Genomic DNA, 26,484 nt, shown 5'->3' on the forward strand with positions numbered 1-26,484 from the left:
GATCCGACTTCCTCGGTGCTTTCCAGGTTCCCGCTCTCGCGTTGCCCTTTCCGGCGATTCCGACTCTATCAGATCCTTTCGGGCCTGATTCCCGGTCAGCGGGTTTCGTCTTTCCGGCCGTTGGGCCGTTCCGACGAGTGAGACTTTAGCGGATTCCCGGCTCCCGACCTAATCGGGGTCCTGCGCCCTTTCGGGTGCGGATTCCTCATTCCATGAATACGCACACCATTGACGCGCCCGCAGACAGACTGCTGACGTCGATCAGTGTTGGTGCTCGTGGAATGGCTGTCCGGGGACCGACCGGAGTCGGGGCTCACGTCGGACAACTCGGAGAACCATACGGAGCCCACCGGGGCGTGTCAACTCGCTGCGGGACCCCGACTCCCGGGCGTACTGTGGTGCGCATGACGACGCGCACGTACAGCCAGTTCTGGTGGGCCGCCTGACGGCGGCCGACGCTACGCGCGCACTCAACGGCCGCCGCCTCGGCGGCCGTTTTCTTTTCTCCCTCCAGGACTCCGAGGGGCGGCCGGGGACGGCGGCCTCCACGAGGAGAGGGAGAGGAAGAGATGACACGGGTCTTCAGTGGGATCAAGCCGACCGGACACCTCACGCTGGGGAACTACCTGGGGGCCATGCGGCGGTGGGCCGCGGTCGACCAGCACCGTTCGGACGCGCTGTTCTGCGTGGTCGACCTCCATGCGCTGACCGTGGACCACGATCCCGCGCGGGTGCGCAGACTGAGCCGGCAGGCGGCGACGCTGCTGCTGGCCTCGGGGCTCGACCCGGAGCTGTGCACGGTGTTCGTGCAGAGCCACGTGGACGAGCACGCGCGGCTGTCCTACGTGCTGGAGTGCGTGGCCACCGACGGCGAGATGCGCCGGATGATCCAGTACAGGGAGAAGGCGGCCCGGGAACAGCGGCGGGGCGGGAGCGTACGGCTGTCGCTGCTGACGTATCCGGTGCTGATGGCGGCGGACATCCTGGCCTACGGGGCCGAGGAGGTGCCGGTGGGCGACGACCAGGCGCAGCACGTGGAGCTGACCCGGGACCTCGCGGTGCGGTTCAACCAGCGGTACGGGCAGGCGTTCGTGGTGCCGCGGGCCACGCATCCGAAGGTGGCGGCGCGGGTGATGAACCTCCAGGAGCCGACGTCGAAGATGGGCAAGAGCGACGACACGGGGCCGGGGATCGTCTACCTGCTGGACGAGCCGGACGTGGTGCGGAAGAAGGTCATGCGGGCGGTGACCGACAGCGGGCGGGAAGTCGTGTACGACAGGGAGGCCCGGCCCGGGGTGGCGAACCTCCTGGAGATCCTCGCGGCGTGCACGGGTGGGAGCCCGGAGGCCCTGGGCGGTGCGTACGCGTCGTACGGGGCCTTGAAGAGGGACACCGCGGAGGCGGTGGTGGAGGTCCTGAGGCCCGTGCGGGAGAGGCACGCGGAGTTGTGCGCGGATCCCGGACATGTGGAGAAGGTCCTGCGGGAGGGCGCGGAGCGGGCGCGGGGCATGGCCCGGCCGACCGTGGACGCCGCCTATCGGGCCATCGGGTTGCTGCCGGCGGGGGCGGATGCCGGGGCGCCCGCGCTGAACGCGGCCCGGTAGGCGCGGGGGCTGGTGGCGAGGCGCGATGCGAAGTGCTGGCGCATCGTGACCTCGCTGCCGAAGCCCGCGCGGCGGGCCACCTCGGGCATGGGCAGGTCGGTGCGTTCGAGGAGGCGCTGGGCCGCGGCGATGCGCTGGTCGAGGAGCCAGCGCAGCGGGGTGGTGCCGGTGGCGGCGGTGAAGTGGCGGGCGAAGGTGCGCGGGGACATGCCGGCGTGAGCCGCCAGGTCGGCGACCGTGAGCGGTTCGTGCAGATGGCGCATGGCGTGCTCGCGTACGGCGGCGAGGGAGTCGGCTTCGCGGTCGGTCCGCGGGGTCGGGTGCTCGACGAACTGTGCCTGGGTGCCGGTGCGGAAGGGGGCCGTGACCATGGAACGGGCGATGGTGGCGGCGGCTTCGGCCCCGTGGGCCAGTCGGATCAGGTGGAGGCACAGGTCGATGCCGGCGGCGGTGCCGGCCGCGGTCCAGATGTTGTCGTCCTCGATGAACAGGGCGTCGGGGACGACGGTGACGTGCGGGTGGTGTGCGCGGAAGAGGTCGATCAGGTTCCAGTGGGTGAGGGCGCGGCGGCCGTCGAGGAGTCCGGCCTGGGCGAGGGTGAAGGCTCCGCCGCAGAGGGCGGCGAGTGTGGTGCCGCGCGCGTGGGCCCGCCGGAGGGCGTCGAGGACGGGGGGTGGTGCGGGGGTGAGGTGGTCGTCCAGGCCGGGGACGACGATCAGGTCGGCGTCGGTCAGCCAGCCGAGGGGGCGGTCCGGGAGGAGGGTGAGGCCGCCGCGCATGGGGACCGGGGTGGTGTCGGTGGCGACGCGGCGCAGGTCGAAGGCGGGGGCGCCGCGGTCGGTGCGGTCGGGACCCCACACCTCGGTGATGACGGAGACGTCGAAGGCGCGGATACCGGGGAAGGCGACGAGGGCCACGCGGTAGGGGGCTGCCATGGGTGGCAGTAAACCATCGATCGCTGACTTCCGGACCTCTGGGAGCGGTCGCTGCCGGGCGGCACGATCGGGTGCATGGACATCGCGCAGAACGCAGCACTGGTGGTCGTGGACGTGCAGCAGGGCTTCGAGGAGGTCGGTTTCTGGGGGACGCGCAACAATCCGGCGGCGGACGACAACATCGCCGCGCTCATCGACGTGTGGCAGTCGACCGGTCGGCCGGTGGTCTTCGTGCGGCACGACTCGGTGCGGCCCGGGTCGCCGCTGCGGGCCGGGCACGGGGGCAACGGGTTCAAGGAGTACGTGGAGCAGCGGCGCGGGAAGGGCAGCGGGGCCGAGCTGCTGGTCACCAAGACGGTGAACTCGGCGTTCCTCGGGACCCCGGATCTGGGGGCCTGGCTGCGGGAGGCCGGGATCTCGCAGCTGGTGCTGGCCGGGATCCAGACGAACATGTGCGTCGAGACGACGGCGCGGATGGGCGGGAACCTCGGGTACGAGGTCGTGGTCGCGTTCGACGCGACGTACACCTTCGGTCTGGAGGGGCCGTTCGGCTGGCGGCAGAGCGCGGACGAGCTGGCGCGGGCGTCGGCCGTGTCGCTGCACGGGGGCGGGTTCGCCGCGGTGGTGACGACGCGGGAGGTCCTGTCCGCCGCGGAGTGACCCCCGGTGCGGGGGTGCGGGCCGGTCGTCAGTCCTTGGAGCCGGAGGCGAGTTCGCGGCTGCGGTCGCGGGCGGCTTCGAGGGCGGCGATGAGGGCGGCGCGTACGCCGTGGTTCTCGAGTTCGCGGATGGCGTTGATGGTGGTGCCGGCCGGGGAGGTGACGTTCTCGCGGAGCTTGACCGGGTGTTCGCCGCTGTCGCGGAGCATCGTCGCGGCGCCGATCGCGGACTGGACGATCAGGTCGTGGGCCTTGTCGCGGGGCAGGCCGAGCAGGATGCCGGCGTCGGTCATCGCTTCGACCAGGTAGAAGAAGTAGGCGGGGCCGGAGCCGGAGAGGGCCGTGCAGGCGTCCTGCTGGGACTCGGGCACGCGGAGCGTCTTGCCGACGGCGCCGAAGATCTCCTCGGCGTGGGCGAGGTGGGCGGCGGTGGCGTGACTGCCGGCGGAGATGACGGACATGGCCTCGTCGACGAGGGCCGGGGTGTTGGTCATGACGCGGACCACGGGGGTGCCGGTGGTGAGGCGCTCCTCGAAGAAGGACGTGGGGATGCCGGCCGCGCCGCTGATCACCAGGCGGTCGGCGGGGACGTGCGGGGCGAGTTCGTCGAGGAGGGCGCCCATGTCCTGCGGCTTGACCGTGAGGATCAGGGTGTCGGCGGTCTTGGCGGCCTCCTCGTTGGAGACCGGGGTGACCCCGTAGCGGGTGCGGAGTTCCTCGGCCCGTTCCGGGCGGCGGGCGGTGACGAGGAGGTCCGCGGGGGCCCAGCCGGCGCGGATCATGCCGCTGAGCAGGGCTTCGCCGATTTTGCCGGTGCCGAGGACTGCGACGTGCTGGGTCATGGCTGGGGGTGCCCTCCGGGGGTGCGTCGTCCTGTGGGCATCCTCGCATCCCGGGGGCGGGTGGGGGTGCGGTGTCCAGGGGGCGGGATGTGGGGGTGCCGGCGGGCCGGGTCGGGCCGGACGGGCCGGGTCACGCCGTCCGGCGTTTCAGGGTCGCCGCTCCCAGGGTCAGGACCAGGAGGGCGCAGGCCGCGACGATCAGCGTGTCGCGGACGAAGGCCGTCGTCATGTCGGTGTGCTTCAGGACCTCGTTCATGCCGTCCACGGCGTAGGACATGGGGAGGACGTCGGAGAGGGTCTCCAGGACGGGGTGCATGGCCTCGCGGGAGGTGAACAGGCCGCAGAGGAGGAGCTGGGGGAAGATCACCGCCGGCATGAACTGGACCGCCTGGAATTCCGAGGCCGCGAAGGCCGAGACGAAGAGGCCGAGGGCTGTGCCGAGGAGTGCGTCGAGCAGGGCCACCAGGAGGAGCAGCCAGGGGCTGCCGGTGACGTCGAGTCCCAGGAACCAGACGGCGAGGCCGGTGGCGAGCGCCGACTGGACGATCGCCAGGGCGCCGAAGGCGAGGGCGTAGCCGGCGATGAGGTCGCCCTTGCCGAGGGGCATGGCGAGGAGGCGTTCGAGGGTGCCGGAGGTGCGTTCCCGCAGGGTGGCGATGGAGGTGACCAGGAACATCGTGATGAGCGGGAAGATCCCGAGGAGGGACGCGCCGATGCTGTCGAAGGTGCGTGCGCTGCCGTCGAAGACGTAGCGGAGCAGGAACAGCATCAGGCAGGGGATCAGGATCATCAGCCCGACGGTGCGCGGGTCGTGGCGGAGCTGGCGCAGGACCCGGGCGGCGGTGGCGGTGGTGCGGGCGGCGCTGAGGGCGCGGGCCGGGGCGGGCGTGCTCATCGGGTGGTCTCCTTCGTACGGGCCTGGGCGGCGGCCCGGTCGACCAGGTGCAGGAAGGCCGCCTCGACGGTCTCGGACCCGGTGCGGGTGCGGAGGGCGTCGGGGGTGTCGTCGGCGAGGATTTCGCCGTCGCGCATGAGCAGGAGGCGGTGGCAGCGCTCGGCCTCGTCCATGACGTGGGAGGAGATCAGGAGGGTCGTGTCCCGCTCGGCGGCGAGGGTGTGGAAGAGCTGCCACAGGTCGCGGCGCAGGACGGGGTCGAGGCCGACGGTGGGTTCGTCGAGGACCAGCAGTTCGGGGGTGCCGAGCAGGGCGACGGCGAGGGAGACGCGGTTGCGCTGGCCGCCGGAGAGGTTCCCGGCGAGGGCGTCCGTGTGGGTGGTGAGGTCGACGTCGGCGATGGCCCGGGTGACGTCCTCGCGGCGGCGGTCGGCGGCGGCCCGGCCGGGGTCGAGGATCGCCGCGAAGTAGTCGAGGTTCTGGCGGACGGTCAGGTCGTCGTAGACGGAGGGGGCCTGGGTGACGTAGCCGACGCGGGTGCGCAGGGTGGGGTGGCCGGCGGGGTGGCCGAGGACGTCGAGGGTGCCGCTGACCTTGGCCTGCGTGCCGACGACGGCGCGCATCAGGGTCGACTTGCCGCATCCGGAGGGACCGAGGAGGCCGGTGACCTGACCGCGCGGGACGGTGAAGCCGAGGCCGCGCAGGACGGTGCGCGGGCCCCGGACGACGGTGAGGTCCTGGGCGTGGACGGCCGGTTCCTCCGTGGGCCGGGAGGAGAAATTCATCATGTGATGAATATTCCTCCGGGAGGCGGGAGCCGTCAAGCCTCCGGGGTCCAGGACGTGCCTCGCGCTCGGCGAGGTGGGCCGCGTCGCGTTCTCGTGCGGCGCCGGGGACGGGGAGCGGCTGCCGAGGTCGGCGGGACGGGGCGCCAACGGGGGACGCCTCCGGCCCGGGCGCGGCACGGGCAGCACGACGCGGCCCGCGTACCGCATGGGGTACGGCGCGGGCTGAGTGGGTCCGGGGCCGGGCCCGGGCGGGGGTGAGGAGGTCGGCGCGGTGGCCGGCGAGAGGGGGAGGGCGTCGCCGCTGCCCGGCCAGGGGCAGGCAGCCGGCGAGGGACGGCCGGTCGCCTCCCCGAGCGCGCCGCAGAGGGCGGGCGGGCAGGAGGGACGGCCGGCCGCGTACGGGGCGGCGGCTCCGGCGTCAGCAGGGGACCGCGGCGGCCGGCCGCTCACGGGGTCAGGAGCGGCGGCGCTTCTTGGACGGGTTGCCCGAGCGGCGGGTGGTGCGACGGGCGTACTCCTCGCGGGCCCGGTCGTACTCCGCGCGGTGGAGCTTCTCGCCGGGGGCCTCGGTGAGGGAGCGGACGAAATAGGCGAGGAGGGAGCCGATGAAGCCGATGGACAGCAGGCCGCGCAGGGACGCCTGGCGGTCGGGGTCCGGGCGGCCGGTGAAGGAGGACCAGGTGTGGCGGAAAGCGAGCGAGCTGCAGATCGCGAACATCACCACCATGAGCAGCGAGACGAAACTCCCCACGTCGGCGATCGCGAGCCCGTCGTAGGCGAGCCGCAGCACGAGGCAGGCGGCCGCCGCGGCGGCGAGGGAGCCGACGGCGACCCCGATGCGGCGGGCCGTGTAGCCGCCGGAGTGGTCGACCCAGGTGGTGCCGAAGAAGCGGAGGGGCTCGGGCCGGGGGCCGGCGGGGCTGTCCGGGGTGCCGTTCGTGTCGTTCTCTGCTGCGCTCACGCCTCGATTGTGGCCCCTCCCCCGCGCCCGGGCGGTAGCCCCCTGCCGCTCCGCTGTATCCGGGGACCGCGGCGGGGGCCGGCGCCCTTTGGCACCCCGCCCCGCGACACGGGCGCCGCGGGGCGGGGTGCTTCCTGACGGAGTCGCCCCGGAGGGCGGGCGGTCTCAGCAGCGCGGGGCGACGTAGCCGTCGCTGCCGGTGCGGACGTAGGCGTCGGAGACGTACTGGCCGCTGCCGATGTTGTCCCAGATGGACGAGGTGCCGTACGGGCCCGTGACGCGGGTGCCGGTGGTCTGGCAGGTGATACGGACCCAGGCACCCTCGGACAGGACCCGGACGATCGCGTAGCCGGTGCCGGGACCGCTGCGGACGTTCACCCGGTAGCCCGGTGCCACCGGATAGGAAGCCGCCGTCGCGGTGACCGCGGTCGCCCTCTCCTCGCCGCCCGCGATCCCTGGACTCTGGTCTACAGACATGACAAATCCTCCCCCGTTGAGCCCCACGAGTGTCGTGGGGCCACGTTGATTCCCCCGGAACCAGCCATGAAACACCAGTTCGCGCCTCGCACGCAGAAGTGGGCAAGCCGCCTCGGTCCCGTACGCACCATCGACTAGGCTCCGAGCGTCGCGCGCGCGAACGAACAGCACGGGGGTGGTTCCATGGCGCCGCAGCGGAACGCCGGAGCGGGCGCGGAAGCGGAACTTCCGGAGTACGCCGGTCACTACCGTCTGGAGTCCTGTCTGGGCTCGGGTGGCATGGGGGTCGTGCACCTGGCCCGGAGCACCTCAGGGATGCGGGTCGCGGTGAAGGTCGTGCACGCCCGGTACGCCATGGACCCCGAGTTCAGGGGGCGGTTCCGGCAGGAGGTGGCGGCGGCGCGGCGGGTGAGCGGGGCCTTCACGGCACCGGTCGTCGACGCCGACCCGGACGGCGGGCGGCCCTGGATGGCCACCCTGTACATCCCCGGTCCGACCCTCTCCGAGCAGGTGAAGCGGAACGGTCCGATGGATCCGGACCAGTCCCGTCGGCTGATGGCCGGGCTCGCGGAGGCGCTGCGCGACATCCACCGGGTCGGGGTCGTGCACCGGGACCTGAAGCCGAGCAACGTGCTGCTCGCCGAGGACGGTCCGAAAGTCATCGACTTCGGCATCTCCCGGCCACGGGACAGCGAACTGCGCACCGAGACGGGGAAATTGATCGGCACGCCGCCCTTCATGGCGCCCGAGCAGTTCCGCCGGCCCCGTGAAGTGGGTCCCGCGGCCGATGTGTTCGCGCTCGGTTCGCTCATGGTGCACGCGACGACGGGGCGCGGTCCCTTCGACTCCGACAGCCCGTACGTCGTCGCCTACCAGGTGGTGCACGACGACCCCGACCTGACCGGCGTACCGGAGTCGCTCGCGCCGCTGGTGCTGCGGTGTCTCGCCAAGGAGCCCGACGAGCGGCCCACGCCGGACGAACTCATGGGCGAGCTGCGGTCGGTGGCGGCGGCCTACGACACCCAGGTGTTCGTGCCGGCGCCGCGGACGCCGGAGGATCGGCAGCAGGTAGACGGGGACCGGGCCCCGGCGGACGCGCCCGCCCGGCGGCCCCTGCGGCGCCTCGGCAGGCGGACGGTCCTGGTGGCCGGGGCGCTGTGCCTCGCCGTGCTCGGCGGGCTCACGCTGGTCCAGGTGTTCGACGGTGACGCGGAACCGGCGCGGAAGACCGCCGCCGCCCAAAGCACCCCGGCGGGCTTCGGCGCGTGGGAGGCGGTGCCCGCGCCGGACGGCCGCGGCATGCCCCAGTGCTCGTACGCGGCACGGGGACTGCTGTGCGCGCTGCCGGGCCGGGTCTTCGCGCTCGATCCGTCCGACGGCCGGACCGTGTGGCAGCACGAGGCCGGGGGGACGACCCGGAGCGAACCCCCGGCCGTGTCGGGCGGTCTCGTCCAGCCCTCCCTCGACGTGACCGGTGACCTGGAGGCGCTCGACCCGGCCACGGGCGAGGCGGTGTGGCGGGAGGAGGTGCCCGCGTACGAGGGGGTGCGGGCGGTGGGCGACATGCTCCTGCTGACCCGCGCCGACGGGACGGTCACGGGCGTGGACGGCGCCTCGGGGAAGACCAGGTGGTCCCACCGGATCCCGGGACAGGCCGTGCCGTACTTCACCTCGTTCCCCGGGGAGGGCGGGAAGCCGTCGGCCTACGCGACGAGTTCCTCCCCGGACGGCAGCGGCACCCGGATCACCGCGGTGGATCCGCGGACCGGTGACGTGCGGTGGGACGCGGAGCTGGAGGGGTCGCTGACGCCCGTGGGAGCGGCGGACGGGGCCGTGTACCTCCTCGTCGGCGGCGAGGTGTACGGCGACGCGACGGCCGTGATCCGCTACACGCCCGGCACCGGGAGGACCCGGCGGGTGGAACTGCCGGTACCGGTGGCGCAGGCGCAGGCCGGCGTGCGCGGGGACAGCGTGCACCTCATGGGTGCGGGCGGTTCGCTGGTGGCCGTCGACATGGCGGCGGGCGAGCAGCGGTGGCGGCTGGAGACGGGGGTGAGCCGGGGCTCGGTGCCCGTCTCCGACGGGCGGCATGTGTACGTCACCGCCCCCGACGGGCGGCTGCTGGGCGTCGACGCCCGCACGGGCAGGCTGCTGGGGCAGACCCGGACCCGGCTCGGCGCCGACTCCGACCGGGTCCCCGCCGCGCTCCCGGCACCCGTGCTCGCGGGCGGCCATGTCTACGCCGGTGCGCCCGACGGCACCGTCTTCGGCGTGACGGGAGACGACCCGGCCGGCTGGTGACCCGGGCGGGCGACGACCGCACCCGCCGCCGGCGCGGAGGACGGTGCGGTGCCGTCACCGGGCTGCCGGAACCGGCGTTCGCGGGACGCCTCGACCGGGTCCCGTCCGCGCGCGTGGGCCCCCGCCGGGCGGCCGGGAACGGCGCGGGCCGCTCCCGCGGTGCGGAAGCGGCCCGGTGATCGGATCGGTGATCGGATCGGTGACCGGTTCGGTGACCGGTCCGGTGAGCCGTCCGGCCGGTGGTCGGCCCGGTGAGCCGCCGGTCCCGTGGTGGGCTCGCGGGCGTCAGCCCAGCTTGCTCACGTCGCGCACCGCGCCCTTGTCCGCGCTGGTCGCCATCGCCGCGTACGCCTTCAGGGCCGCGGAGACCTTGCGGTCGCGGTTCCTCGGGGCGTACCGGCCGTTCAGCGCCTGCTCGCGGCGGGTCAGTTCCGCGTCGTCGACCAGCAGTTCGACGGAGCGGTTCGGGATGTCGATGCGGATGCGGTCGCCGTCCTCGACCAGGGCGATGGTGCCGCCCGAGGCCGCCTCCGGGGAGGCGTGGCCGATGGACAGGCCGGACGTGCCGCCGGAGAAGCGGCCGTCGGTGATCAGGGCGCACGCCTTGCCGAGGCCGCGGCTCTTCAGGTACGAGGTCGGGTAGAGCATCTCCTGCATGCCGGGGCCGCCCTTGGGGCCCTCGTAGCGGATGACGACGACGTCGCCCTCCTTCACCTGCTTGGTGAGGATCTTCTCCACCGCCTCGTCCTGCGACTCGCAGACGACCGCCGGGCCCTCGAAGGTCCAGATGGACTCGTCGACGCCGGCCGTCTTGACGACGCAGCCGTCGACGGCGAGGTTGCCGCGCAGCACCGCCAGGCCGCCGTCCTTGGAGTAGGCGTGCTCGGCGGAGCGGATGCAGCCGCCCTCGGCGTCCTCGTCGAGGGAGTCCCACCGCTCGGACTGGGAGAAGGCCTCGGCGGAGCGCTTGCAGCCGGGGGCGGCGTGCCAGAGTTCCACCGCCTCCGGGGAGGGGGAGCCGGCGCGGATGTCCCAGGTCTTGAGCCAGTCGGCCAGGGACGGGCTGTGCACGGAGTGGACGTCCTCGTGGAGCAGCCCCGCGCGGTGCAGCTCGCCCAGCAGGGCGGGGATGCCGCCCGCGCGGTGCACGTCCTCCATGTAGTAGGTGCGGGTCTTGGCGACGTTGGGGGCGACCTTGGCCAGGCACGGGACGCGGCGCGAGAGGGCGTCGATCTCGGTGAGGCCGAAGGGGACCTCGGCCTCCTGCGCGGCGGCCAGCAGGTGCAGGATCGTGTTGGTGGAACCGCCCATGGCGATGTCCAGGGCCATCGCGTTCTCGAACGCGGCGACGGTGGCGATGCTGCGGGGCAGGACCGTGTCGTCGTCCTGCTCGTAGTAGCGGCGGGTCAGGTCCATGACCGTGTGCGCGGCGTTCTCGTAGAGCGCCTTGCGGGCGGTGTGGGTGGCCAGGACCGAGCCGTTGCCCGGGAGGGACAGGCCGATCGCCTCGGTGAGGCAGTTCATCGAGTTGGCGGTGAACATGCCGGAACAGGAGCCGCAGGTCGGACAGGCGTTCTCCTCGATGCGGAGGACGTCCGCGTCCGACACCTGGTCGTTGGCGGCCTCCACCATGGCGTCGATCAGGTCCAGGGTGCGGACCGTGCCGTCGACCAGGGTGGCGCGGCCGGCCTCCATGGGGCCGCCGGAGACGAAGACCGTGGGGATGTTCAGGCGCAGTGCCGCGTTGAGCATGCCCGGGGTGATCTTGTCGCAGTTGGAGATGCAGATCAGGGCGTCCGCGCGGTGCGCCTCGACCATGTACTCCACGCTGTCGGCGATCAGGTCGCGGGAGGGCAGGGAGTACAGCATGCCGCCGTGGCCCATGGCGATGCCGTCGTCGACGGCGATCGTGTTGAACTCGCGCGGGATGCCGCCGGCCGCGACGACCGCCTCGCTGACGATCCGGCCGACCGGGGCGAGGTGGGTGTGCCCGGGGACGAACTCGGTGAAGCTGTTGGCGACCGCGATGATCGGCTTCCGGCCGATGTCCGCGCCGGGTACCCCGGAGGCGCGCATCAGGGCGCGGGCGCCCGCCATGTTGCGGCCGTGGGTGACTGTGCGGGACCTCAGCTCGGGCATCGTCGCTCGCTCCTTCAGACCTTCGGGGAGTCTCGGCCAGAGAGTTCTGACTGCACCGAGCGTACGCCGGTCATCCAGAGAGCGGGACGAGGCGTCCGCAATGCGGGACGAAAGTCTCAGTTCAGCCCGTCGTGCAGCCTGTCCGCGAGGCGCGCGCCGGGCACGGCACGCGCACGTCAGGTGCCGGTGAGGTGTCCCTGCACGACCGGCGCGACCCGCGCGATGATCTGCTCGGCGTCCGCGGAGGCGAGCGGCTCCACCCTGATCACGTACCGGACCATCGCGATCCCGACCAGCTGGGCGGCGGCGAGCTCGGCCCGCAGCTCCGCGTCCGGCACGTCGAGCCGCCCGGCGATCCGGCGCAGCAGCTGGCCCGCGATCAGGCGGCGGAAGACCGCGGCGGCCGTCTCGTTGTTCACGGCGGAGCGGACGATCGCGAGCAGCGGGGCCCGGGTGACCGGGTTCTCCCAGAGCCCGATGATCATGCGGGTCATCCGCTCGCCGGCCTCCTCGACCGGACCGTCGAGCAGGGTGTCCCGCACGGCGAACGCCGGCGCGAAGGCGACCTCGACGGCGGCCTCGAAGACCTGCTCCTTGGTGCCGAAGTAGTGGTGCACCAGGGCGGAGTCCACCCCGGCGGTCTTGGCGATGCCCCGCACGGACGTCTTGTCGTACCCCCGTGCGGAGAACTCCTCGCGGGCCGCGTCGAGGATGCGGTCGCGGGTCCCGGCCGCCTCCGTGCGCGGCGGGCGGCCGCGGCGCCGGGGGGTGTCACCACCCCGGGCGGAGGCGCCCGGGGTCGAGGAGCCCGGGGTCGAGGAGCCCGGAGTCGAGGCGCCCGGAGTCGAGGCGCCCGGAGTCGAGGAGCCCGGAGTCGAGGAGCCCGAGGCGGCGGCGCTCGCGGCCGAGGCGTCCGGTCCGCCGCTCGCGGTCACGCCGGTCACCGGCGGGGCACCCGGAGCGCCGAGCCGGCGGAGGCCAGGTGCAGGCGGGTGAAGGCCAGGGCCTCGGCGAGGTCGGCCTCGCGCTCCGCGCTCGACATGGCCCGGCGGGTGTTGACCTCGATGACCACGTGGCCGTCGAAGCCGCTGCCCGCGAGACCCTCCAGCACCTCCGCGCACGGCTGGTCGCCGCGGCCCGGCACCAGGTGCTCGTCCTTGGCGGAGCCCCTGCCGTCGGCGAGGTGCACGTGACCGAGGCGGTCGCCCATCCGGTCGATCATCCGCAGCGTGTCGGTGCGCGCTGTCGAGGCGTGGCTGAGGTCGATCGTGAAGTGGCGGTAGTCCTCTTTGGTGACGTCCCAGTCGGGGGCGTACGCGAGCATCTCGCGGTCCCGGTAGCGCCAGGGGTACATGTTCTCCACCGCGAACCGTACGTCCGTCTCGTTCGCCATCCGCCAGATGCCGTCCACGAAGTCGCGCGCGTACTGCCGCTGCCAGCGGAACGGGGGGTGGACGACGACCGTGCCGGCGCCGAGCTTCTCCGCGGCCGTCCTGGCGCGCTGGAGCTTGGTCCAGGGGTCGGTGGACCACACCCGCTGCGTGATGAGCAGGCACGGCGCGTGCACGGCGAGGATCGGGATGCGGTGGTAGTCGCTGAGCCTGCGCAGGGCCTCGATGTCCTGGCTGACCGGATCGGTCCACACCATGACCTCGACGCCGTCGTACCCGAGGCGCGCGGCGATCTCGAAGGCCGTCGCCGTCGACTCCGGGTACACGGAGGCCGTCGACAGGGCGACCTTCGCATCCGGGATGCGGACTACGTCCCTTGCTTCTGCCACGAGCCTCAGGTTACGGGGTGGGCTCCGGTCGGTGCGGGGTGCCCGCTCGCCGTTGTGGCGATTGCCATAGCCGGGAGCGGGGCCGCGCGGTGGAGCGGAGTCACTCCCCGCCCATGTGGTCCAGGCGGCGGAGTATGACGCCCTCCCGCAGGGCCCAGGGACAGATCTCCAGGCGTTCGATGCCGAACAGGTCCATCGCGCCCTCCGCCACCAGGGCCCCGGCCAGCAGCTGGCCGGCACGTGCCTCGGAGACGCCGGGGAGCTCCGCGCGCTCGGCGGCCGTCATGGCGGCGAGCCTCGGCACCCAGGCCTCCAGGGACTCGCGTTTCAGCTCGCGCTGCACGTACGGGCCCTCGGCGGAGCGGGCGGCGCCCGCGAGGCGGGCGAGCTGCTTGAAGGTCTTGGAGGTCGCCACCACGTGGTCCGGGGCGCCCAGCCGGGTGAAGTCCCCGACCGTGCGCGCTATCTCGGTGCGCACGTGGCGGCGCAGCGCGCGGACGTCGTCCGCCCCGGGCGGGTCGGCGGGCAGCCAGCCGGCGGTGAGGCGGCCGGCGCCGAGCGGCAGCGACACCGCCGTGTCGGGCTCCTCGTCCATGCCGTAGGCGATCTCCAGCGAGCCGCCGCCGATGTCGACGACGAGCAGTTTCCCGGCCGACCAGCCGTACCAGCGGCGCGCCGCGAGGAAGGTGAGCCGGGCCTCCTCCGCACCGCTGAGCACCTGGAGCCGGACCCCGGTCTCCTCGCGCACGCGGGCGAGGACCTCGTCGGCGTTGTGCGCGTCGCGCACCGCCGAGGTGGCGAACGGCAGCAGCTCCTCGACGCCCTTGTCCTCGGCCGCCCGCAGCGCCTCCCGGACGACCGCGATCAGCCGGTCCACCCCGTCGGCGCCGATCGCCCCGTCGGCGTCGAGGAGCTGGGCGAGGCGCAGTTCCACCTTGTGCGAGTGCGCGGGCAGCGGACAGGCGCCGGGGTGCGCGTCCACCACCAGCAGATGCACCGTGTTCGAACCCACGTCGAGGACACCGAGTCTCATGTACGGAACGCTACTGCCCGCAGCGTGCCGTGTTGCCCCCTCTGCGGCGGCCGAGCCGGTCCCGGAGCGGGGCACGGGCGACTTACCCTGGACGGGTGCCAAAGACGAAAAAGACGAAGGACGAAAAGCCGGACAAGAAGGCCAAGAAGGAGAAAGCGGCCGGACCGTCCGGGGGTCCTTCGCGGGTGACAGCACCGCGGACGCCGGCAGCGGCACCGCCGGTGGACGACGAGAAGGGCCTGGACTTCGCCCGCGCGTGGGTGGAGTTTCCTGATCCGGCGGACGACGAGCAGGTCTTCCGCTGCGACCTGACATGGCTGACCTCCCGCTGGAACTGCATCTTCGGCAGCGGCTGCCAGGGCATCCAGGCCGGCCGCGCGGACGACGGGTGCTGCACCCTGGGTGCGCACTTCTCCGACGAGGACGACGAGAAGCGGGTCGCCGGGCATGTGGCGAGGCTCACGCCGGACATCTGGCAGCACCACGCCGAGGGCACGCGCGACGGGTGGGTCTCCGAGGACGAGGACGGCGACCGTCAGACCCGCCCGTTCCAAGGCTCGTGCATCTTCCAGAACCGGCCGGGGTTCGCGGGCGGCATGGGCTGCTCACTGCACATCCTGGCCCTCAAGGAGGGCCGCGAGCCGCTGGAGACCAAGCCGGACGTGTGCTGGCAGCTGCCGGTGCGGCGGACCTACGAGTGGATCGACCGGCCCGACGACACGCGCGTGCTGCAGGTGTCGATCGGTGAGTACGACCGCCGCGGCTGGGGTCCCGGCGGGCACGACCTGCACTGGTGGTGCACCTCGGCCACCTCGGCGCACGGCGCCGGGGACCCGGTGTACGTCTCCTACCGCGCGGAGCTGACCGAGCTGATGGGCAAGGCGGGCTACGACCGTCTGGTCGAGCTGTGCGAGGAGCGGCTGGCGTCGCAGCTGCCGCTGCTGGCGCCGCACCCGGCCGACCCCGCCTGACACCGGCGGCTGCGGTCACGGGGCCGCCGGCTGGGGGTCGCCGCCCGCGGACGGTGAGGCGCCCGGGGCCGTCGTCCCCGGGCCGGTGGGCACCGGCTCGCCGGGCGTCGGTCCGGTGGGGGTGGGGCCGCCGTCCGTCGGCTCCGGGCCCGGCGAGGTCGGCGGGCCGTCCAGCGTGGGCTCCGGGGGCGCCGGTGTGGTGGGCGTCGGCTCCGGTTCCGGGGCCGGCGACGGGGGAGGCTCGCTCGGGGTGCCGGGGTGCGCGGTTCCCGGCCCGCCCGGACGGCCGGAGGGCGCGCCGCCGGAGGCGGTGCCGTAGCCGTCGATGGTGACGACCGAACCGGACGGCGCGACCGCCACGGTCGCGCTCCAGTGGCCCGTCGGCTCCCGCAGCTGGTCGACGTGCACCCGGACCGTCACCGACTCGCCGGGGGCGAGCGTTCCCGAGGACCGGCTCGGGTACAGCCACGCCGCTCCCGTGGAGACCGACCAGCGGACCGGCGCGGAGCCGGTCGCGGTGAGGGTGATCAGCGTGGTGTCGCCGCTGTGCCCGGCCGTGACGCCCAGCGTCGCGGCGCCCTCGCCTCCCGCGCCGGCCACCCCGACCACCTCCACCGACACGTCCGCCCCGCCGTCCTCGCCGAAGCGGGGGCCCGGGCGGGTACGGGTGTTGCCGGTGTTCTCGTACCCCGCGCCCGCCTCCTGGCCGTCGAGGTCGACGGTGCCGCCGTCCTCCCGCGCGGAGGCGGTCCGGCCGTCGTGGGCCTCGCCGGTCGGGGTGCCGCGGTAGGCCGCCCACAGCGCCAGTACCGGCGCGGCGACGACGGTGGCGACCACGGTCGTCGTGACGGCCGTCGCGCGCAGCCGGTTGCGGCGCGTGACACGGGCCCTGGGGTCCACGGGGAAGCCGCGCCGGTCGAAGCGGGGCGCGGCGCCCCGCGCCCGCGGGTGGTGCGCGAGGGCGGCGTGCAGGTCCGCGCCGGGGGCGGGCAGGACGGGCAGCGCGTCCGGGGTGACGCTGGTGCCCGGCCAGCGGCCCGGGGCGGCCCGTTCGGCGCTGCGGCGGCAGCGCGGGCAGTCGTCGACGTGCCGGACGAGTTCCTGGCGCAGCGTGGCGCTGAGCACGAGCCGCCGGTCGCCGGTGAGGTGCGCCACGCCCGGGCAGGTGCCGCCCTCCACGACGGCGAGCGCCGCGCGGGTGCGTTCCACCTCGCAGGCCGCGGCGGCGAGCAGCGCCCGCGCGGCGGCCGGTTCCATGCCGAGTACGGAGGCGACCTCGTGCGCGGCGAGATGGTGGCGCACGGCGAGTTCGAGGGCCTCGCGCTGCTCCGGGGTGGTGCCGGCCGCCTCCGGCCAGGCGAGTTCGGCCAGTTCGCCGCGGCGCCGTTCCCGTACCTCCGCGGAGACCGCAGGGGCGATGGGGGCGGCTGCGGCGCGCCGGCGGCCGGGGCGGCCCGCCGCGTGACCGGCCCGGCGTCTCTCGCGGGCCTCGGCGAGCTCGCGCAGGCAGGCCCAGCGGGCCAGCGCGTAGAGCCAGGCCCTGCGGCTGCCGAGTTCGTCCGGGACGTGCCGGCCGCGGCGCTCGGCGAGCGTGAGGACGTCGGCCAGGGCGGCGGTCGCCGCGTCGTGGTCGCACAGCACGGACAGGCAGTAGGTGAACAGTCCGTCCAGGTGGGGTTCGTAGCGGGTGGCCGGCCGGCGCGCCAGGGTGCGCGCGGCCCCGCGGTCGCGCACTTCCCGGTGCGTCCGGCGGGCTCCGGTCGTACGGGTCGGGGTCTGCGGGCCGCTGCTCGTCATCCGGCGACCGTAGGCGCCCCGGGGCGGCCCCTCCCGAAGCCCTGCGCACTTTTAATCCGTACGGGTGAAACGATCCCTCAATCGGGGACAGGAACCTTTCGCCACTGGTCGCGGGGCTGCCCGGCGGGGGTGCGGACGGCCCGCTGTCAGAGCGTGCCGTTACCTTTTCCGCATGGCTGCCCGTACCAAGACCTCCAAGGACCGTCCGTCCTACCGCTGCACCGAGTGCGGCTGGCAGACGGCCAAGTGGCTCGGCCGCTGCCCCGAGTGTCAGGCCTGGGGGACGGTCGAGGAGTACGGCACGCCCGCGGTCCGCACGACGACGCCCGGGCGGGTCACCACCTCCGCCCTGCCCATCGGCCAGGTCGACGGCCGTCAGGCCACCGCCCGCCCCACCGGGGTGCCCGAGCTGGACCGGGTGCTCGGCGGCGGGCTCGTGCCCGGCGCGGTGGTGCTGGTCGCGGGCGAACCGGGGGTGGGCAAGTCCACACTGCTGCTGGACGTCGCGGCCAAGTCGGCGAGCGCGGAGCACCCCACCCTGTACGTCACGGGCGAGGAGTCGGCGAGCCAGGTCCGGCTGCGCGCCGACCGCATCCACGCCATCGACGACCACCTGTATCTCGCCGCCGAGACGGATCTGGCCGCCGTGCTCGGCCATCTGGACGCGGTGAAGCCGTCGCTGCTGATCATGGACTCGGTGCAGACGGTGGCGTCCCCGGAGATCGACGGCGCCCCGGGCGGCATGGCCCAGGTCCGCGAGGTGGCGGGAGCCCTGATCCGGGCCTCCAAGGAGCGCGGGATGGCGACGCTCCTGGTGGGCCACGTCACCAAGGACGGCGCGATCGCCGGCCCGCGCCTGCTGGAGCACCTGGTGGACGTGGTCCTGCACTTCGAGGGCGACCGGCACGCGCGCCTGCGCCTGGTGCGCGGCGTCAAGAACCGCTACGGCACGACGGACGAGGTCGGCTGCTTCGAACTGCACGACGAGGGGATCACGGGCCTGGCGGACCCGAGCGGACTTTTCCTGACCCGTCGTGACGAACCGGTCCCGGGGACCTGTCTGACCGTCACCCTGGAGGGCCGCCGCCCCCTGGTCGCCGAAGTGCAGGCGCTGACCGTCGACTCGCAGATCCCCTCCCCCCGGCGCACCACGTCCGGCCTGGAGACCTCCCGCGTGTCGATGATGCTGGCGGTGCTGGAACAGCGCGGCCGCATCAGCGCCTTGGGCAAACGGGACATTTACTCCGCCACGGTCGGCGGGGTGAAGCTGACGGAACCGGCCGCGGACCTGGCCGTCGCCCTGGCGCTGGCGTCGGCGGCGAGCGACACCCCGCTGCCGAAGAACCTGGTCGCGATCGGCGAGGTCGGCCTGGCCGGCGAGGTGAGACGGGTCACGGGCGTGCAGCGCAGGCTCGCCGAGGCCCACCGCCTGGGCTTCACGCACGCCCTGGTACCGGGCGACCCGGGCAAGGTCCCGCCGGGCATGAAGGTGCGGGAAGTCGCGGACATGGGGGAGGCGCTGAGCGTCCTCCCGCGCTCCCGTCGCCGAGAGGCCCCACGGGAGGCGGAGGACCGCCGGTAGACTTTGCCCAGGTCTCGCCCGTCCGTACGAACCGAGTGCGGTTGGGGGCCCCTCGTTCGACAGGGCACGCGAGCCCGGCCCGATCCGAACGAGACGCCCTGAACGGGGGCGCCCAGAACCTGCGACCGGAGGAGTGCAGTGGCAGCCAACGACCGGGCAGCGGCTCCCGGAAAGTCCGGTGGGAGTGCCGGTTCCGATGGCCTGATGCGCGCCTCACTGAGCGCCGTGGCACCGGGCACCAGCCTGCGTGACGGCCTGGAGCGCGTGCTCCGCGGCAACACCGGCGGGCTCATCGTGCTCGGTTTCGACAAGACCGTCGAGACGCTGTGCAGCGGCGGCTTCGTGCTGGATGTCGAGTTCACCGCGACCCGGCTGCGCGAACTGTGCAAGCTGGACGGCGGCATCGTGCTGTCGTCCGACCTGTCCAAGATCCTGCGGGCCGGCGTCCAGCTCGTGCCGGACCCCACCATTCCCACCGAGGAGACCGGCACCCGGCACCGCACCGCCGACCGCGTCTCCAAGCAGGTCGGCTTCCCCGTCGTCTCGGTGTCGCAGTCGATGCGCCTGATCGCGCTGTACGTCGACGGCCACCGCCGGGTCCTGGAGGACTCCGCGGCGATCCTGTCCCGCGCCAACCAGGCGCTGGCCACCCTGGAGCGCTACAAGCTCCGCCTCGACGAGGTCGCTGGCACGCTGTCGGCGCTGGAGATCGAGGACCTGGTGACCGTCCGGGACGTCTCGGCGGTCGCGCAGCGGCTGGAGATGGTGCGCCGCATCGCCACCGAAATCGCCGAATACGTGGTCGAACTGGGCACCGACGGGCGGCTTCTCGCCCTGCAGCTCGACGAGTTGATCGCGGGCGTGGAGCCGGAGCGCGAGCTGATCGTGCGGGACTACGTGCCCGAGCCCACCGCCAAGCGTTCCCGCACGGTCGACGAGGCCCTGTACGAACTGGACGCACTCCCCCAGGCGGAACTGCTGGAACTGTCGACGGTGGCCCGCGCCCTGGGGTACACGGGCTCCCCCGAGACCCTGGACTCGGCGGTGTCACCGCGCGGCTTCCGGCTGCTGGCGAAGGTGCCGAGGCTCCCCCGGGCGATCATCGACCGGCTGGTGGAGCACTTCGGCGGGCTGCAGAAGCTGCTCGCGGCGAGCGTGGACGACCTGCAGACGGTCGACGGCGTGGGCGAGGCCCGGGCGCGGAGCGTGCGCGAGGGCCTGTCGAGGCTGGCGGAGAGCTCGATCCTCGAGCGGTACGTGTAGCGGCGGTACGTGTCACCGCAGGCACAGCCGTACGACATGAGGAGACCCCCGGCCCGCTGCGGGCCGGGGGTCTCCTCACACCGCCGGGTCAGGCGGCTTCCAGCACGAACGACGTGCGCGCCTTGTCGAATCCCGGCGCCTTCGCCTCCAGCAGGTAGGTGCCCGCACCGGCGGCACCCGCCTTCGGCGTCGCGCACTCCGGCGCGCTCGCCTTGCGGTCCCACTTCACGGTGTAGGTGATGCTGTCCCCGGCCGGCACCCGGAACACCAGGCTGCGGGCCCCCTTGGGGCAGTCGTCCGACGCCCAGAAGGCGTCGCCGCTCGCCTGGGACACCGTCAACACGGCGCTCTCGGGGCCGAGATCGACCTTGCAGTCACCGCCGGAGGTGTTCCTCACGGTCAGCAGGAACGTCGGCGTCTGACCGGGCTCATAGGTGTTGCGCGCGCTGCGCAGGCCGAACTCGACTGCGGTGGCGGTGCAGTTGGGCAGCGCCGAACCGGATCCGGCCGGCAGCGCGTCGCCCGCGCCGACACCGGCCGAGGTACCGCCCTCGGAGCCTCCACCGGCGCTGCCGCCGGCGCCGCCACCCGATCCGCCGGTGCCGCCGGTGTCCGCGGGGTCGCCGCCCGCGCCGTCGCCACCCGATCCGGACGAGGTCCCGCCGGAGCCGCCGGAACCCCCCGGCCCGCCGTCGTCGCCCGACTCGTCGCGCCCACCCGGCGCCTGGCTGATCGCCGGTCCGGAACCGGACGGCCCGGGCGTGATGGACGGAGCGGGATTCTTGCCGTTGGCGCCGTTGTCACCACCGCCCCCGCCCCCGCCGGCGGAGACCACCACCCAGGTGATCAACAACGCCAACAGGGCCAGCACGGACAGCAGTACGGCCCTCCGTCGCCAGTAGATGGAGGAGGGAAGCGGCCCGACCGGATTGCGCAGAGATCCCACGGCGCAAACCTTACGAGAGATCGGCGCGTTCGCCCGTCCCACCCGCCGCCCGACCCACAACTTTTCCGGATCATCATCCCGGAAACCGCCCTGGTCCTCCCGGCTTTCGTCGGGTACGGCACCCGGCGGTCGCAGGGCGTGACCGTTCCAGCGCTTCGCTCACCGTCCGTGACAGGGGAGTTGGCGTCGGCGCGGGGACGCGGCGCACCGCCGCGCCGTTCGCGATCGCGGCCCTTGCACCTCTGGCCACGGATCGGCGGGGCGGGGAGCGCGGTGCTCAAGTCCGGGGCGCCGGGCGAGCGTCCGCGCCGGCGCAGGCCAACTGCCGCGCCCCGGACAGCCCTTGCCTGCCGGGGAGCGCGGGGACGCCGCGCGAAGGGCTCCGGCGGCGGGGCCCCCGGGCACGGGGAGGGAAGGGCGGCGGGGCCGAGGGCGCCGCACGCGGCGCGACGCCCGTGACCCGGCGCCCGCCGGAGCGGCCGGCGCCCTTGTGGGTGCCCCGCGCCCGCACGACCGTGGCGCTCCCCCCGGAGACGGGGCCCGGCGTGGCAGGATCGGTGGGGTCATGACTGCTCCAACGAAGCCCCCGTACGGCGGCACCGCCGATTCCGCGTCCGAGCATGCTCCCGGTGAGCCCCTGCACTCCCCCGTCATCGACTGGTTCGACGAGCACGCCCGGGACCTGCCGTGGCGGCGCCCGGAGGCCGGCGCGTGGGGGGTGATGGTCAGCGAGTTCATGCTGCAGCAGACCCCGGTGAACCGGGTCCTGCCCGTCTACGAGCAGTGGCTCGCCCGCTGGCCGCGCCCCGCCGACCTCGCGGCGGAGGCGCCCGGCGAGGCCGTCCGCGCCTGGGGCCGGCTCGGCTACCCGCGCCGCGCGCTCCGGCTGCACGGCGCCGCCGTCGCCATAACGGAGCGGCACGGCGGCGACGTACCGGCGGACCACGCCCAGCTGCTGGCGCTGCCCGGCATCGGCGAGTACACCGCCGCGGCCGTGGCGTCGTTCGCCTACGGGCAGCGGCACGCGGTGCTGGACACCAACGTCCGCCGGGTGTTCGCCCGCGCGGTCAGCGGGACGCAGTACCCGCCGAACGCCACCACCGCCGCCGAACGCCGGCTCGCCAGGGCCCTGCTCCCGGAAGACGCCTCCACCGCCGCGCGGTGGGCCGCCGCCTCCATGGAACTGGGCGCGCTGGTGTGCACGGCGAAGAACGAGTCGTGCGAGCGCTGCCCGATCGCCGCGCAGTGCGCCTGGCGGCTGGCGGGCAAGCCGGCCCACGACGGACCGCCGCGCCGGGGCCAGACGTACGCGGGTACGGACCGCCAGGTCCGCGGCCGGCTGCTCGCCGTGCTGCGGGAGGCGCACGGGGCCGTGCCGCAGGCCGCGCTGGACCGGGTGTGGCACGAACCCGTGCAGCGTGCCCGCGCGCTGGACGGGCTGGTCGCCGACGGACTCGTGGAACCGCTGCCGGGCGGCCTGTACCGGCTTCCGATGACCTGACCCGGCCGGCCCGGCCGTCGCACCACCAGCCCCACCGGTCTCGCTGCTCCCACCGGTCCCGCTGCTCTCACCGGTCCCGCTGCTCCCACCGGTCCCCGCCGTCACGGTGTCCACCGCGCCCCGGCCGGGCGAATCACCCCGAACCCGCACCGAACCGCCATCCGATTCGTCCCCTTCCTGATTCCGTTACACAACCGACGGACAGCCGAGGGCTGCCCGCAAGCTGCCTCGGACAGTGCCGTGACAACGCCTCCGTACCTTCGATCACGTGCTCGACAAGGGCACGACGACCGAGGAACACAGGCAGTACGGCCGGCCCGCGCGAGCGGGTCCGGAACGGGGAGCGGAAGGCGGGTCCACCATGGCGCAGGGCGAGGTGCTCGAGTTCGAGGAGTACGTGCGCACCCGGCAGGACGCGCTGCTGCGCAGCGCCCGCCGTCTGGTGCCGGACCCCGTGGACGCGCAGGACCTGCTGCAGACCGCGCTGGCCCGGACGTACGGCCGCTGGGAGACCATCGAGGACAAGCGGCTGGCCGACGCCTACCTGCGCCGGGTGATGATCAACACGCGGACGGAGTGGTGGCGGGCCCGCAAGCTGGAGGAGGTGCCCACCGAGCAGCTCCCGGAGTCCTGTGTGGACGACGCCACCGAGCAGCACGCCGACCGCGCGCTGCTGATGGACGTGCTGAAGGTGCTCGCCCCGAAGCAGCGCAGTGTCGTGGTGCTGCGACACTGGGAGCAGATGTCCACGGACGAGACGGCCGCCGCACTCGGCATGTCGGCCGGGACGGTCAAGAGCACGCTGCACCGGGCGCTCGCCCGGCTCCGTGAGGAGCTGGAGGCGCGGGACTCGGACGCACGCGCGCTGGAGCGTGAGGAGCGGGAGCGTTGCGCGGCCTGACCGGCGCGGGGTCCACACGGTTCCGCACCACCACCCGGGCGGTGATCACGGCCACGGCCGTGCTCGCCGCCGCCGTGCTGTTCACCGGGGGCTGCGGCACGGGCGGCACCGGCGCCCGGGACGAAGGCCCGGCGCGCGCGGACTCGGTGGCGAGCGTGGCCGCGCCGTCGGTCTCGCCCTCGGGGACCCCGGACCGGGTGGACCCGGTCCGGCTGGTCAAGGCGGACCCGGCGGTCTCCGCGGAGGTCAAGCGGGAGCTCGAACCGTGCGTCGGTGACGAGTACCCGGTCGACGTGAGCTACGGAAACCTCACCGGCGGAGCCGTCGACGACGTCGTGGTCAACGTGCTGACCTGCGGCGACGCGGTCGGTGTCGGCTCGTACGTGTACCGCGACCAGGGCGGTGCGTACGTCAACGTGTTCACCGCCGAGGAACCCCCGGTGTACGCGGAGATCGACCGCGGGGACCTGGTGGTGACCAAGCAGGTGTACGACCCCGGTGACCCGGTGTCGAGCCCCTCGGGCGAGAACGTGATCACGTACCGGTGGGCCTCCGGCGGGTTCGACGAGGAGTACCGCACCCACAACGACTACGGGCAGGTGGCCGGCCCGGAGCCCACTCCCGCGCCCGACAGCTGAGACATCGCTCACGCAGTGAACCGGCGGGCCCGTCCCGGCCGATGAAGGGATGAACCCTCCGCGCGGCCCACGCGTCCCTGGGGTGGGCCGGCAGCACGCACCGGGCCCGGCCGGGGAGACAGCCGCCGGCACCGACCCGAGACCACACGAGGACTGAGAGCACCGGGATGGCAGACCAGACCCACGTCCTGTTCGTCGAGGACGACGACGTCATCCGCGAGGCCACCCAGCTCGCCCTGGAGCGGGACGGCTTCGCGGTCACCGCGAAGCCCGACGGCCTGGCGGGCCTGGAGGCGTTCCGCGCCGACCGGCCCGACATCGCCCTCCTCGACGTCATGGTGCCGGGACTCGACGGGGTCAGCCTGTGCCGGCGCATCCGGGACGAGTCGATGGTCCCGGTGATCATGCTGTCGGCGCGGGCCGACGCCATCGACGTGGTGCTGGGCCTGGAGGCGGGCGCCGACGACTACGTGACCAAGCCCTTCGACGGGGCCGTGCTGCTGGCCCGCATCCGCGCGGTGCTGCGCCGCTTCGGACGGGCGGAGAGCGGCAGGACGGCGGGGGCAGCCCCGGACGACGGAGGCATGCTGTCCTTCGGCGAGCTGGAGATCGACACGGAGGGCATGGAGGTGCGCAGGGCCGGGCAGCCGGTGGCGCTGACACCGACCGAGATGCGGCTGCTGCTGGAGTTCTCCGCCGCGCCGGGCACGGTGCTCTCCCGCGACAAGCTGCTCGAACGGGTGTGGGAGTACGGCTGGGGCGGTGACACCCGCGTCGTCGACGTCCATGTGCAGCGGCTGCGCACGAAGATCGGCCAGGACCGCATCGAGACGGTCCGTGGCTTCGGCTACAAGTTGAAGGCCTGAGGCGTGCGGACGCGGGGGTACGCAGGGCGCCTGGTCACGGCGGGCGTCGAGCGGGCGGGCATCGGTGCGGGACTGCGGTGGAAGCTCAGTGCGGCCATCGCCGTGGTGGGGGCACTGGTGGCGCTGGTGCTGAGCCTGGTGGTGCACAACGCGGCGCGGGTGTCGATGCTGGACAACGCGCGCGACCTGGCCGACGAACGCATCATGATCGCCCAGCGGAACTACGAACTGTCCGGGCGGCTGAACTTCCCCAACACCAAGATCGACGATCCGCAGCTGCCCGAGGAGCTGCGGGAGAAGGTCGAGGCGGGGCGGCGGGCGACCTATGTGGCGGACCGGAGCGGGGCGCCGGACATCTGGGCGGCCGTGCCGCTCAAGAACGGGCACGTGATGTCGCTGCACTCCGGTTTCACCGACCGCAGCGCGGACATCCTGGAGGATCTCGACCAGGCCCTGGTGATCGGCTCCATCGCGGTGGTGCTGGGCGGCAGCGCGCTCGGGGTGCTCGTCGGCGGGCACCTGTCGCGGCGGCTGCGCAAGGCGGCCAGCGCCGCCAACCGGGTCGCCAAGGGCGAGACGGACGTCCGGGTGCGGGAGGCCATCGGCGGGGTGGTCCGGGACGAGACCGACGACCTGGCCAGCGCGGTGGACGCCATGGCGGACGCCCTGCGGCAGCGGCTGGAGGCCGAGCGCCGGGTCACCGCCGACATCGCGCACGAGCTGCGCACCCCGGTGACCGGCCTGCTGACCGCGGCCGAACTGCTGCCACCGGGCCGGCCGACGGAGCTGGTGCTGGACCGGGCCAAGGCGATGCGCACCCTGGTGGAGGACGTCCTGGAGGTGGCCCGGCTGGACAGCGCGTCCGAGCGGGCGGAGCTGCAGGACATCCTGCTCGGCGAGTTCGTCACCCGCCGGGTCGCGGCGAAGGATCCCGGCATCGCCGTGCGCGTCGTGCACGAGTCGGAGGTCACCACCGACCCCCGGCGTCTGGAGCGGGTGCTGTTCAACCTGCTCGCCAACGCCGCCCGGCACGGCAGGCCGCCCGTCGAGGTCACCGTCGAGGGCCGGGTCATCCGGGTCCGCGACCACGGGCCCGGCTTCCCCGAGAGCCTGCTCGCCGAGGGGCCGAGCCGTTTCCGCACCGGCAGCGCGGACCGCGCGGGCCGCGGCCACGGCCTGGGACTGACCATCGCGGCCGGTCAGGCCCGGGTGCTCGGCGCGCGGCTGACCTTCCGCAACGTCCGGCCGGCGGGGGCACCGGAGGACGTGCCCGCCGAGGGCGCGGTCGCCGTGCTGTGGCTGCCGGAACACGCGCCGACGAACACGGGGAGCTATCCCGTACTGCCGAAGTAGCGGCCGCTCCGGTGCCGGCACGGCGCGACGCGGCGACCCCGGCGGCGGTGGGGGTGCCGTCCTCGGGGTCGCCGGGGTGTCGCGGGGTGCGCGGGGGTCAGAGATTGACGCCGTTGGCGCGCAGGAAGCTCGCGGGGTTGATCGCGGAGCCGTAGTTGGGGGTGGTGCGGATCTCGAAGTGCAGGTGGGGGCCGCTGGAGTTGCCGGTGTTGCCGGACAGGGCGATCTTCTGGCCGGTCTTGACGACCTGGC

The 26,484-nt window shown here is 73.8% G+C and carries 24 protein-coding genes; 11 read left to right on the forward strand and 13 right to left on the reverse strand.

What is annotated here, in order from left to right; translation table 11 throughout:
- The first annotated feature begins 569 nt into the window (after positions 1-569).
- Positions 570-1,604 (forward strand): tryptophan--tRNA ligase, encoded by a 1,035-nt coding sequence (gene trpS / locus IE118_RS33350; protein ID WP_189561849.1) that lies wholly within the window; start codon positions 570-572, stop codon positions 1,602-1,604.
- On the opposite strand, the gene IE118_RS33355 is transcribed toward trpS, so the two are convergent.
- Positions 1,535-2,539, reverse strand: a complete 1,005-nt coding sequence (locus tag IE118_RS33355) for a GlxA family transcriptional regulator (RefSeq protein WP_189561850.1) — start codon at positions 2,537-2,539, stop codon at positions 1,535-1,537. The two genes, trpS and IE118_RS33355, sit on opposite strands and share 70 nt — an antisense overlap.
- 75 nt (positions 2,540-2,614) lie before the next feature.
- Here IE118_RS33355 and IE118_RS33360 point away from each other — a divergent pair, with 75 nt between their 5' ends.
- A complete protein-coding gene (locus tag IE118_RS33360) occupies positions 2,615-3,199 on the forward strand; it encodes a cysteine hydrolase family protein (RefSeq protein WP_189561851.1) in 585 nt (194 codons plus the stop codon).
- Between the two features lie 28 nt (positions 3,200-3,227).
- On the opposite strand, the gene proC is transcribed toward IE118_RS33360, so the two are convergent.
- The 5 genes from proC to IE118_RS33385 all read right to left on the reverse strand — a co-directional run bounded on the left by proC (position 3,228) and on the right by IE118_RS33385 (position 7,161).
- A complete protein-coding gene (gene proC / locus IE118_RS33365) occupies positions 3,228-4,040 on the reverse strand; it encodes a pyrroline-5-carboxylate reductase (RefSeq protein WP_189561852.1) in 813 nt (270 codons plus the stop codon).
- A 130-nt stretch (positions 4,041-4,170) separates the two neighbouring features.
- On the reverse strand, positions 4,171-4,935 hold the full coding sequence (locus IE118_RS33370) for an ABC transporter permease (protein ID WP_189561853.1): 765 nt from the start codon (positions 4,933-4,935) through the stop codon (positions 4,171-4,173).
- Positions 4,932-5,723: an ABC transporter ATP-binding protein gene (locus IE118_RS33375; protein WP_189561854.1), complete on the reverse strand. Its 792-nt coding sequence runs from the start codon at positions 5,721-5,723 to the stop codon at positions 4,932-4,934. Before IE118_RS33375 ends, IE118_RS33370 begins: the two co-directional genes overlap by 4 nt.
- A 454-nt stretch (positions 5,724-6,177) precedes the next feature.
- Entirely contained in the window at positions 6,178-6,684 is a 507-nt protein-coding gene (locus IE118_RS33380) for an EamA/RhaT family transporter (protein ID WP_189561855.1), read from the reverse strand.
- A 165-nt stretch (positions 6,685-6,849) separates the two neighbouring features.
- Complete coding sequence (locus IE118_RS33385; protein WP_189561856.1) at positions 6,850-7,161, reverse strand: SH3 domain-containing protein; 312 nt, start codon at positions 7,159-7,161, stop codon at positions 6,850-6,852.
- Positions 7,162-7,344: 183 nt separating this feature from the next.
- On the opposite strand from IE118_RS33385, the gene IE118_RS33390 reads away from it, so the two are divergent.
- Positions 7,345-9,462: a serine/threonine-protein kinase gene (locus tag IE118_RS33390; RefSeq protein WP_189561857.1), complete on the forward strand. Its 2,118-nt coding sequence runs from the start codon at positions 7,345-7,347 to the stop codon at positions 9,460-9,462.
- Positions 9,463-9,747: 285 nt separating this feature from the next.
- Here the strand turns inward: IE118_RS33390 and ilvD are convergent, their stop codons facing one another.
- The 4 genes from ilvD to IE118_RS33410 form a co-directional block, all read right to left on the reverse strand.
- On the reverse strand, positions 9,748-11,601 hold the full coding sequence (ilvD, locus tag IE118_RS33395) for a dihydroxy-acid dehydratase (RefSeq protein ID WP_189561858.1): 1,854 nt from the start codon (positions 11,599-11,601) through the stop codon (positions 9,748-9,750).
- A gap of 176 nt (positions 11,602-11,777) precedes the next feature.
- The gene (locus IE118_RS33400; RefSeq protein ID WP_229847084.1) at positions 11,778-12,545 is read right to left on the reverse strand and encodes a TetR/AcrR family transcriptional regulator; all 768 of its coding nucleotides are present in this window, start codon (positions 12,543-12,545) and stop codon (positions 11,778-11,780) included.
- Positions 12,542-13,381: a sugar phosphate isomerase/epimerase family protein gene (locus tag IE118_RS33405; protein WP_189561859.1), complete on the reverse strand. Its 840-nt coding sequence runs from the start codon at positions 13,379-13,381 to the stop codon at positions 12,542-12,544. The genes IE118_RS33400 and IE118_RS33405 overlap by 4 nt, the downstream gene beginning before the upstream one ends.
- 100 nt (positions 13,382-13,481) lie before the next feature.
- Positions 13,482-14,414: a Ppx/GppA family phosphatase gene (locus IE118_RS33410; RefSeq protein ID WP_189561860.1), complete on the reverse strand. Its 933-nt coding sequence runs from the start codon at positions 14,412-14,414 to the stop codon at positions 13,482-13,484.
- Positions 14,415-14,509: 95 nt separating this feature from the next.
- Between IE118_RS33410 and IE118_RS33415 the strand changes: the two genes are divergently transcribed.
- The gene (locus IE118_RS33415; RefSeq protein ID WP_189561861.1) at positions 14,510-15,385 is read left to right on the forward strand and encodes a DUF3109 family protein; all 876 of its coding nucleotides are present in this window, start codon (positions 14,510-14,512) and stop codon (positions 15,383-15,385) included.
- 15 nt (positions 15,386-15,400) lie between these two features.
- Here the strand turns inward: IE118_RS33415 and IE118_RS33420 are convergent, their stop codons facing one another.
- On the reverse strand, positions 15,401-17,182 hold the full coding sequence (locus tag IE118_RS33420) for a BACON domain-containing protein (protein ID WP_189561862.1): 1,782 nt from the start codon (positions 17,180-17,182) through the stop codon (positions 15,401-15,403).
- Between the two features lie 172 nt (positions 17,183-17,354).
- On the opposite strand from IE118_RS33420, the gene radA reads away from it, so the two are divergent.
- Together radA and disA are read left to right on the forward strand one after the other, a co-directional pair.
- Positions 17,355-18,764 carry a DNA repair protein RadA gene (radA, locus tag IE118_RS33425; RefSeq protein WP_189561863.1) on the forward strand — a complete coding sequence of 470 codons (1,410 nt, stop codon included), beginning with the start codon at positions 17,355-17,357 and terminating at the stop codon, positions 18,762-18,764.
- Positions 18,765-18,902: 138 nt separating this feature from the next.
- Positions 18,903-20,027 carry a DNA integrity scanning diadenylate cyclase DisA gene (disA, locus tag IE118_RS33430; RefSeq protein WP_189561864.1) on the forward strand — a complete coding sequence of 375 codons (1,125 nt, stop codon included), beginning with the start codon at positions 18,903-18,905 and terminating at the stop codon, positions 20,025-20,027.
- An 88-nt stretch (positions 20,028-20,115) separates the two neighbouring features.
- Here the strand turns inward: disA and IE118_RS33435 are convergent, their stop codons facing one another.
- Positions 20,116-20,973: a hypothetical protein gene (locus tag IE118_RS33435; protein WP_189561865.1), complete on the reverse strand. Its 858-nt coding sequence runs from the start codon at positions 20,971-20,973 to the stop codon at positions 20,116-20,118.
- Positions 20,974-21,538: 565 nt separating this feature from the next.
- Here IE118_RS33435 and IE118_RS33440 point away from each other — a divergent pair.
- The 5 genes from IE118_RS33440 (at position 21,539) to cseC (ending at position 26,232) form a co-directional block, all read left to right on the forward strand.
- Positions 21,539-22,474, forward strand: coding sequence for an HhH-GPD family protein (locus tag IE118_RS33440; protein WP_189561866.1), 936 nt, complete (start codon positions 21,539-21,541; stop codon positions 22,472-22,474).
- A 361-nt stretch (positions 22,475-22,835) separates the two neighbouring features.
- Entirely contained in the window at positions 22,836-23,375 is a 540-nt protein-coding gene (locus tag IE118_RS33445) for a SigE family RNA polymerase sigma factor (protein ID WP_189561870.1), read from the forward strand.
- Positions 23,363-24,013 carry a hypothetical protein gene (locus IE118_RS33450; protein ID WP_189561867.1) on the forward strand — a complete coding sequence of 217 codons (651 nt, stop codon included), beginning with the start codon at positions 23,363-23,365 and terminating at the stop codon, positions 24,011-24,013. Before IE118_RS33445 ends, IE118_RS33450 begins: the two co-directional genes overlap by 13 nt.
- Before the next feature lie 167 nt (positions 24,014-24,180).
- Positions 24,181-24,879, forward strand: coding sequence for a two-component system response regulator CseB (cseB, locus tag IE118_RS33455; RefSeq protein ID WP_189561868.1), 699 nt, complete (start codon positions 24,181-24,183; stop codon positions 24,877-24,879).
- 3 nt (positions 24,880-24,882) lie between these two features.
- On the forward strand, positions 24,883-26,232 hold the full coding sequence (gene cseC / locus IE118_RS33460) for a two-component system sensor histidine kinase CseC (protein ID WP_373303264.1): 1,350 nt from the start codon (positions 24,883-24,885) through the stop codon (positions 26,230-26,232).
- A 97-nt stretch (positions 26,233-26,329) separates the two neighbouring features.
- Here the strand turns inward: cseC and IE118_RS33465 are convergent.
- Positions 26,330-26,484, reverse strand: a 155-nt coding sequence (locus IE118_RS33465) for a M23 family metallopeptidase (protein WP_189560926.1), incomplete at its 5' end; no start/stop codon positions are given.

This window comes from Streptomyces pilosus (genome assembly GCF_014649835.1).
Classification (GTDB): Bacteria; Actinomycetota; Actinomycetes; order Streptomycetales; family Streptomycetaceae; genus Streptomyces; species Streptomyces pilosus.

Bases quoted from the DNA above. Each gene is read 5' to 3' on its own strand.
- IE118_RS33390 (WP_189561857.1), top strand. From the start codon at position 7,345: ATGGCGCCGCAGCGGAACGCCGGAGCGGGCGCGGAAGCGGAACTTCCG.
- IE118_RS33370 (WP_189561853.1), bottom strand. From the start codon at position 4,935: ATGAGCACGCCCGCCCCGGCCCGCGCCCTCAGCGCCGCCCGCACCACC.
- IE118_RS33420 (WP_189561862.1), bottom strand. From the start codon at position 17,182: ATGACGAGCAGCGGCCCGCAGACCCCGACCCGTACGACCGGAGCCCGC.
- IE118_RS33410 (WP_189561860.1), bottom strand. From the start codon at position 14,414: ATGAGACTCGGTGTCCTCGACGTGGGTTCGAACACGGTGCATCTGCTG.
- IE118_RS33375 (WP_189561854.1), bottom strand. From the start codon at position 5,723: ATGATGAATTTCTCCTCCCGGCCCACGGAGGAACCGGCCGTCCACGCC.
- radA (WP_189561863.1), top strand. From the start codon at position 17,355: ATGGCTGCCCGTACCAAGACCTCCAAGGACCGTCCGTCCTACCGCTGC.
- IE118_RS33385 (WP_189561856.1), bottom strand. From the start codon at position 7,161: ATGTCTGTAGACCAGAGTCCAGGGATCGCGGGCGGCGAGGAGAGGGCG.
- IE118_RS33440 (WP_189561866.1), top strand. From the start codon at position 21,539: ATGACTGCTCCAACGAAGCCCCCGTACGGCGGCACCGCCGATTCCGCG.
- proC (WP_189561852.1), bottom strand. From the start codon at position 4,040: ATGACCCAGCACGTCGCAGTCCTCGGCACCGGCAAAATCGGCGAAGCC.
- IE118_RS33445 (WP_189561870.1), top strand. From the start codon at position 22,836: ATGGCGCAGGGCGAGGTGCTCGAGTTCGAGGAGTACGTGCGCACCCGG.
- IE118_RS33355 (WP_189561850.1), bottom strand. From the start codon at position 2,539: ATGGCAGCCCCCTACCGCGTGGCCCTCGTCGCCTTCCCCGGTATCCGC.
- IE118_RS33360 (WP_189561851.1), top strand. From the start codon at position 2,615: ATGGACATCGCGCAGAACGCAGCACTGGTGGTCGTGGACGTGCAGCAG.
- cseB (WP_189561868.1), top strand. From the start codon at position 24,181: ATGGCAGACCAGACCCACGTCCTGTTCGTCGAGGACGACGACGTCATC.
- trpS (WP_189561849.1), top strand. From the start codon at position 570: ATGACACGGGTCTTCAGTGGGATCAAGCCGACCGGACACCTCACGCTG.
- ilvD (WP_189561858.1), bottom strand. From the start codon at position 11,601: ATGCCCGAGCTGAGGTCCCGCACAGTCACCCACGGCCGCAACATGGCG.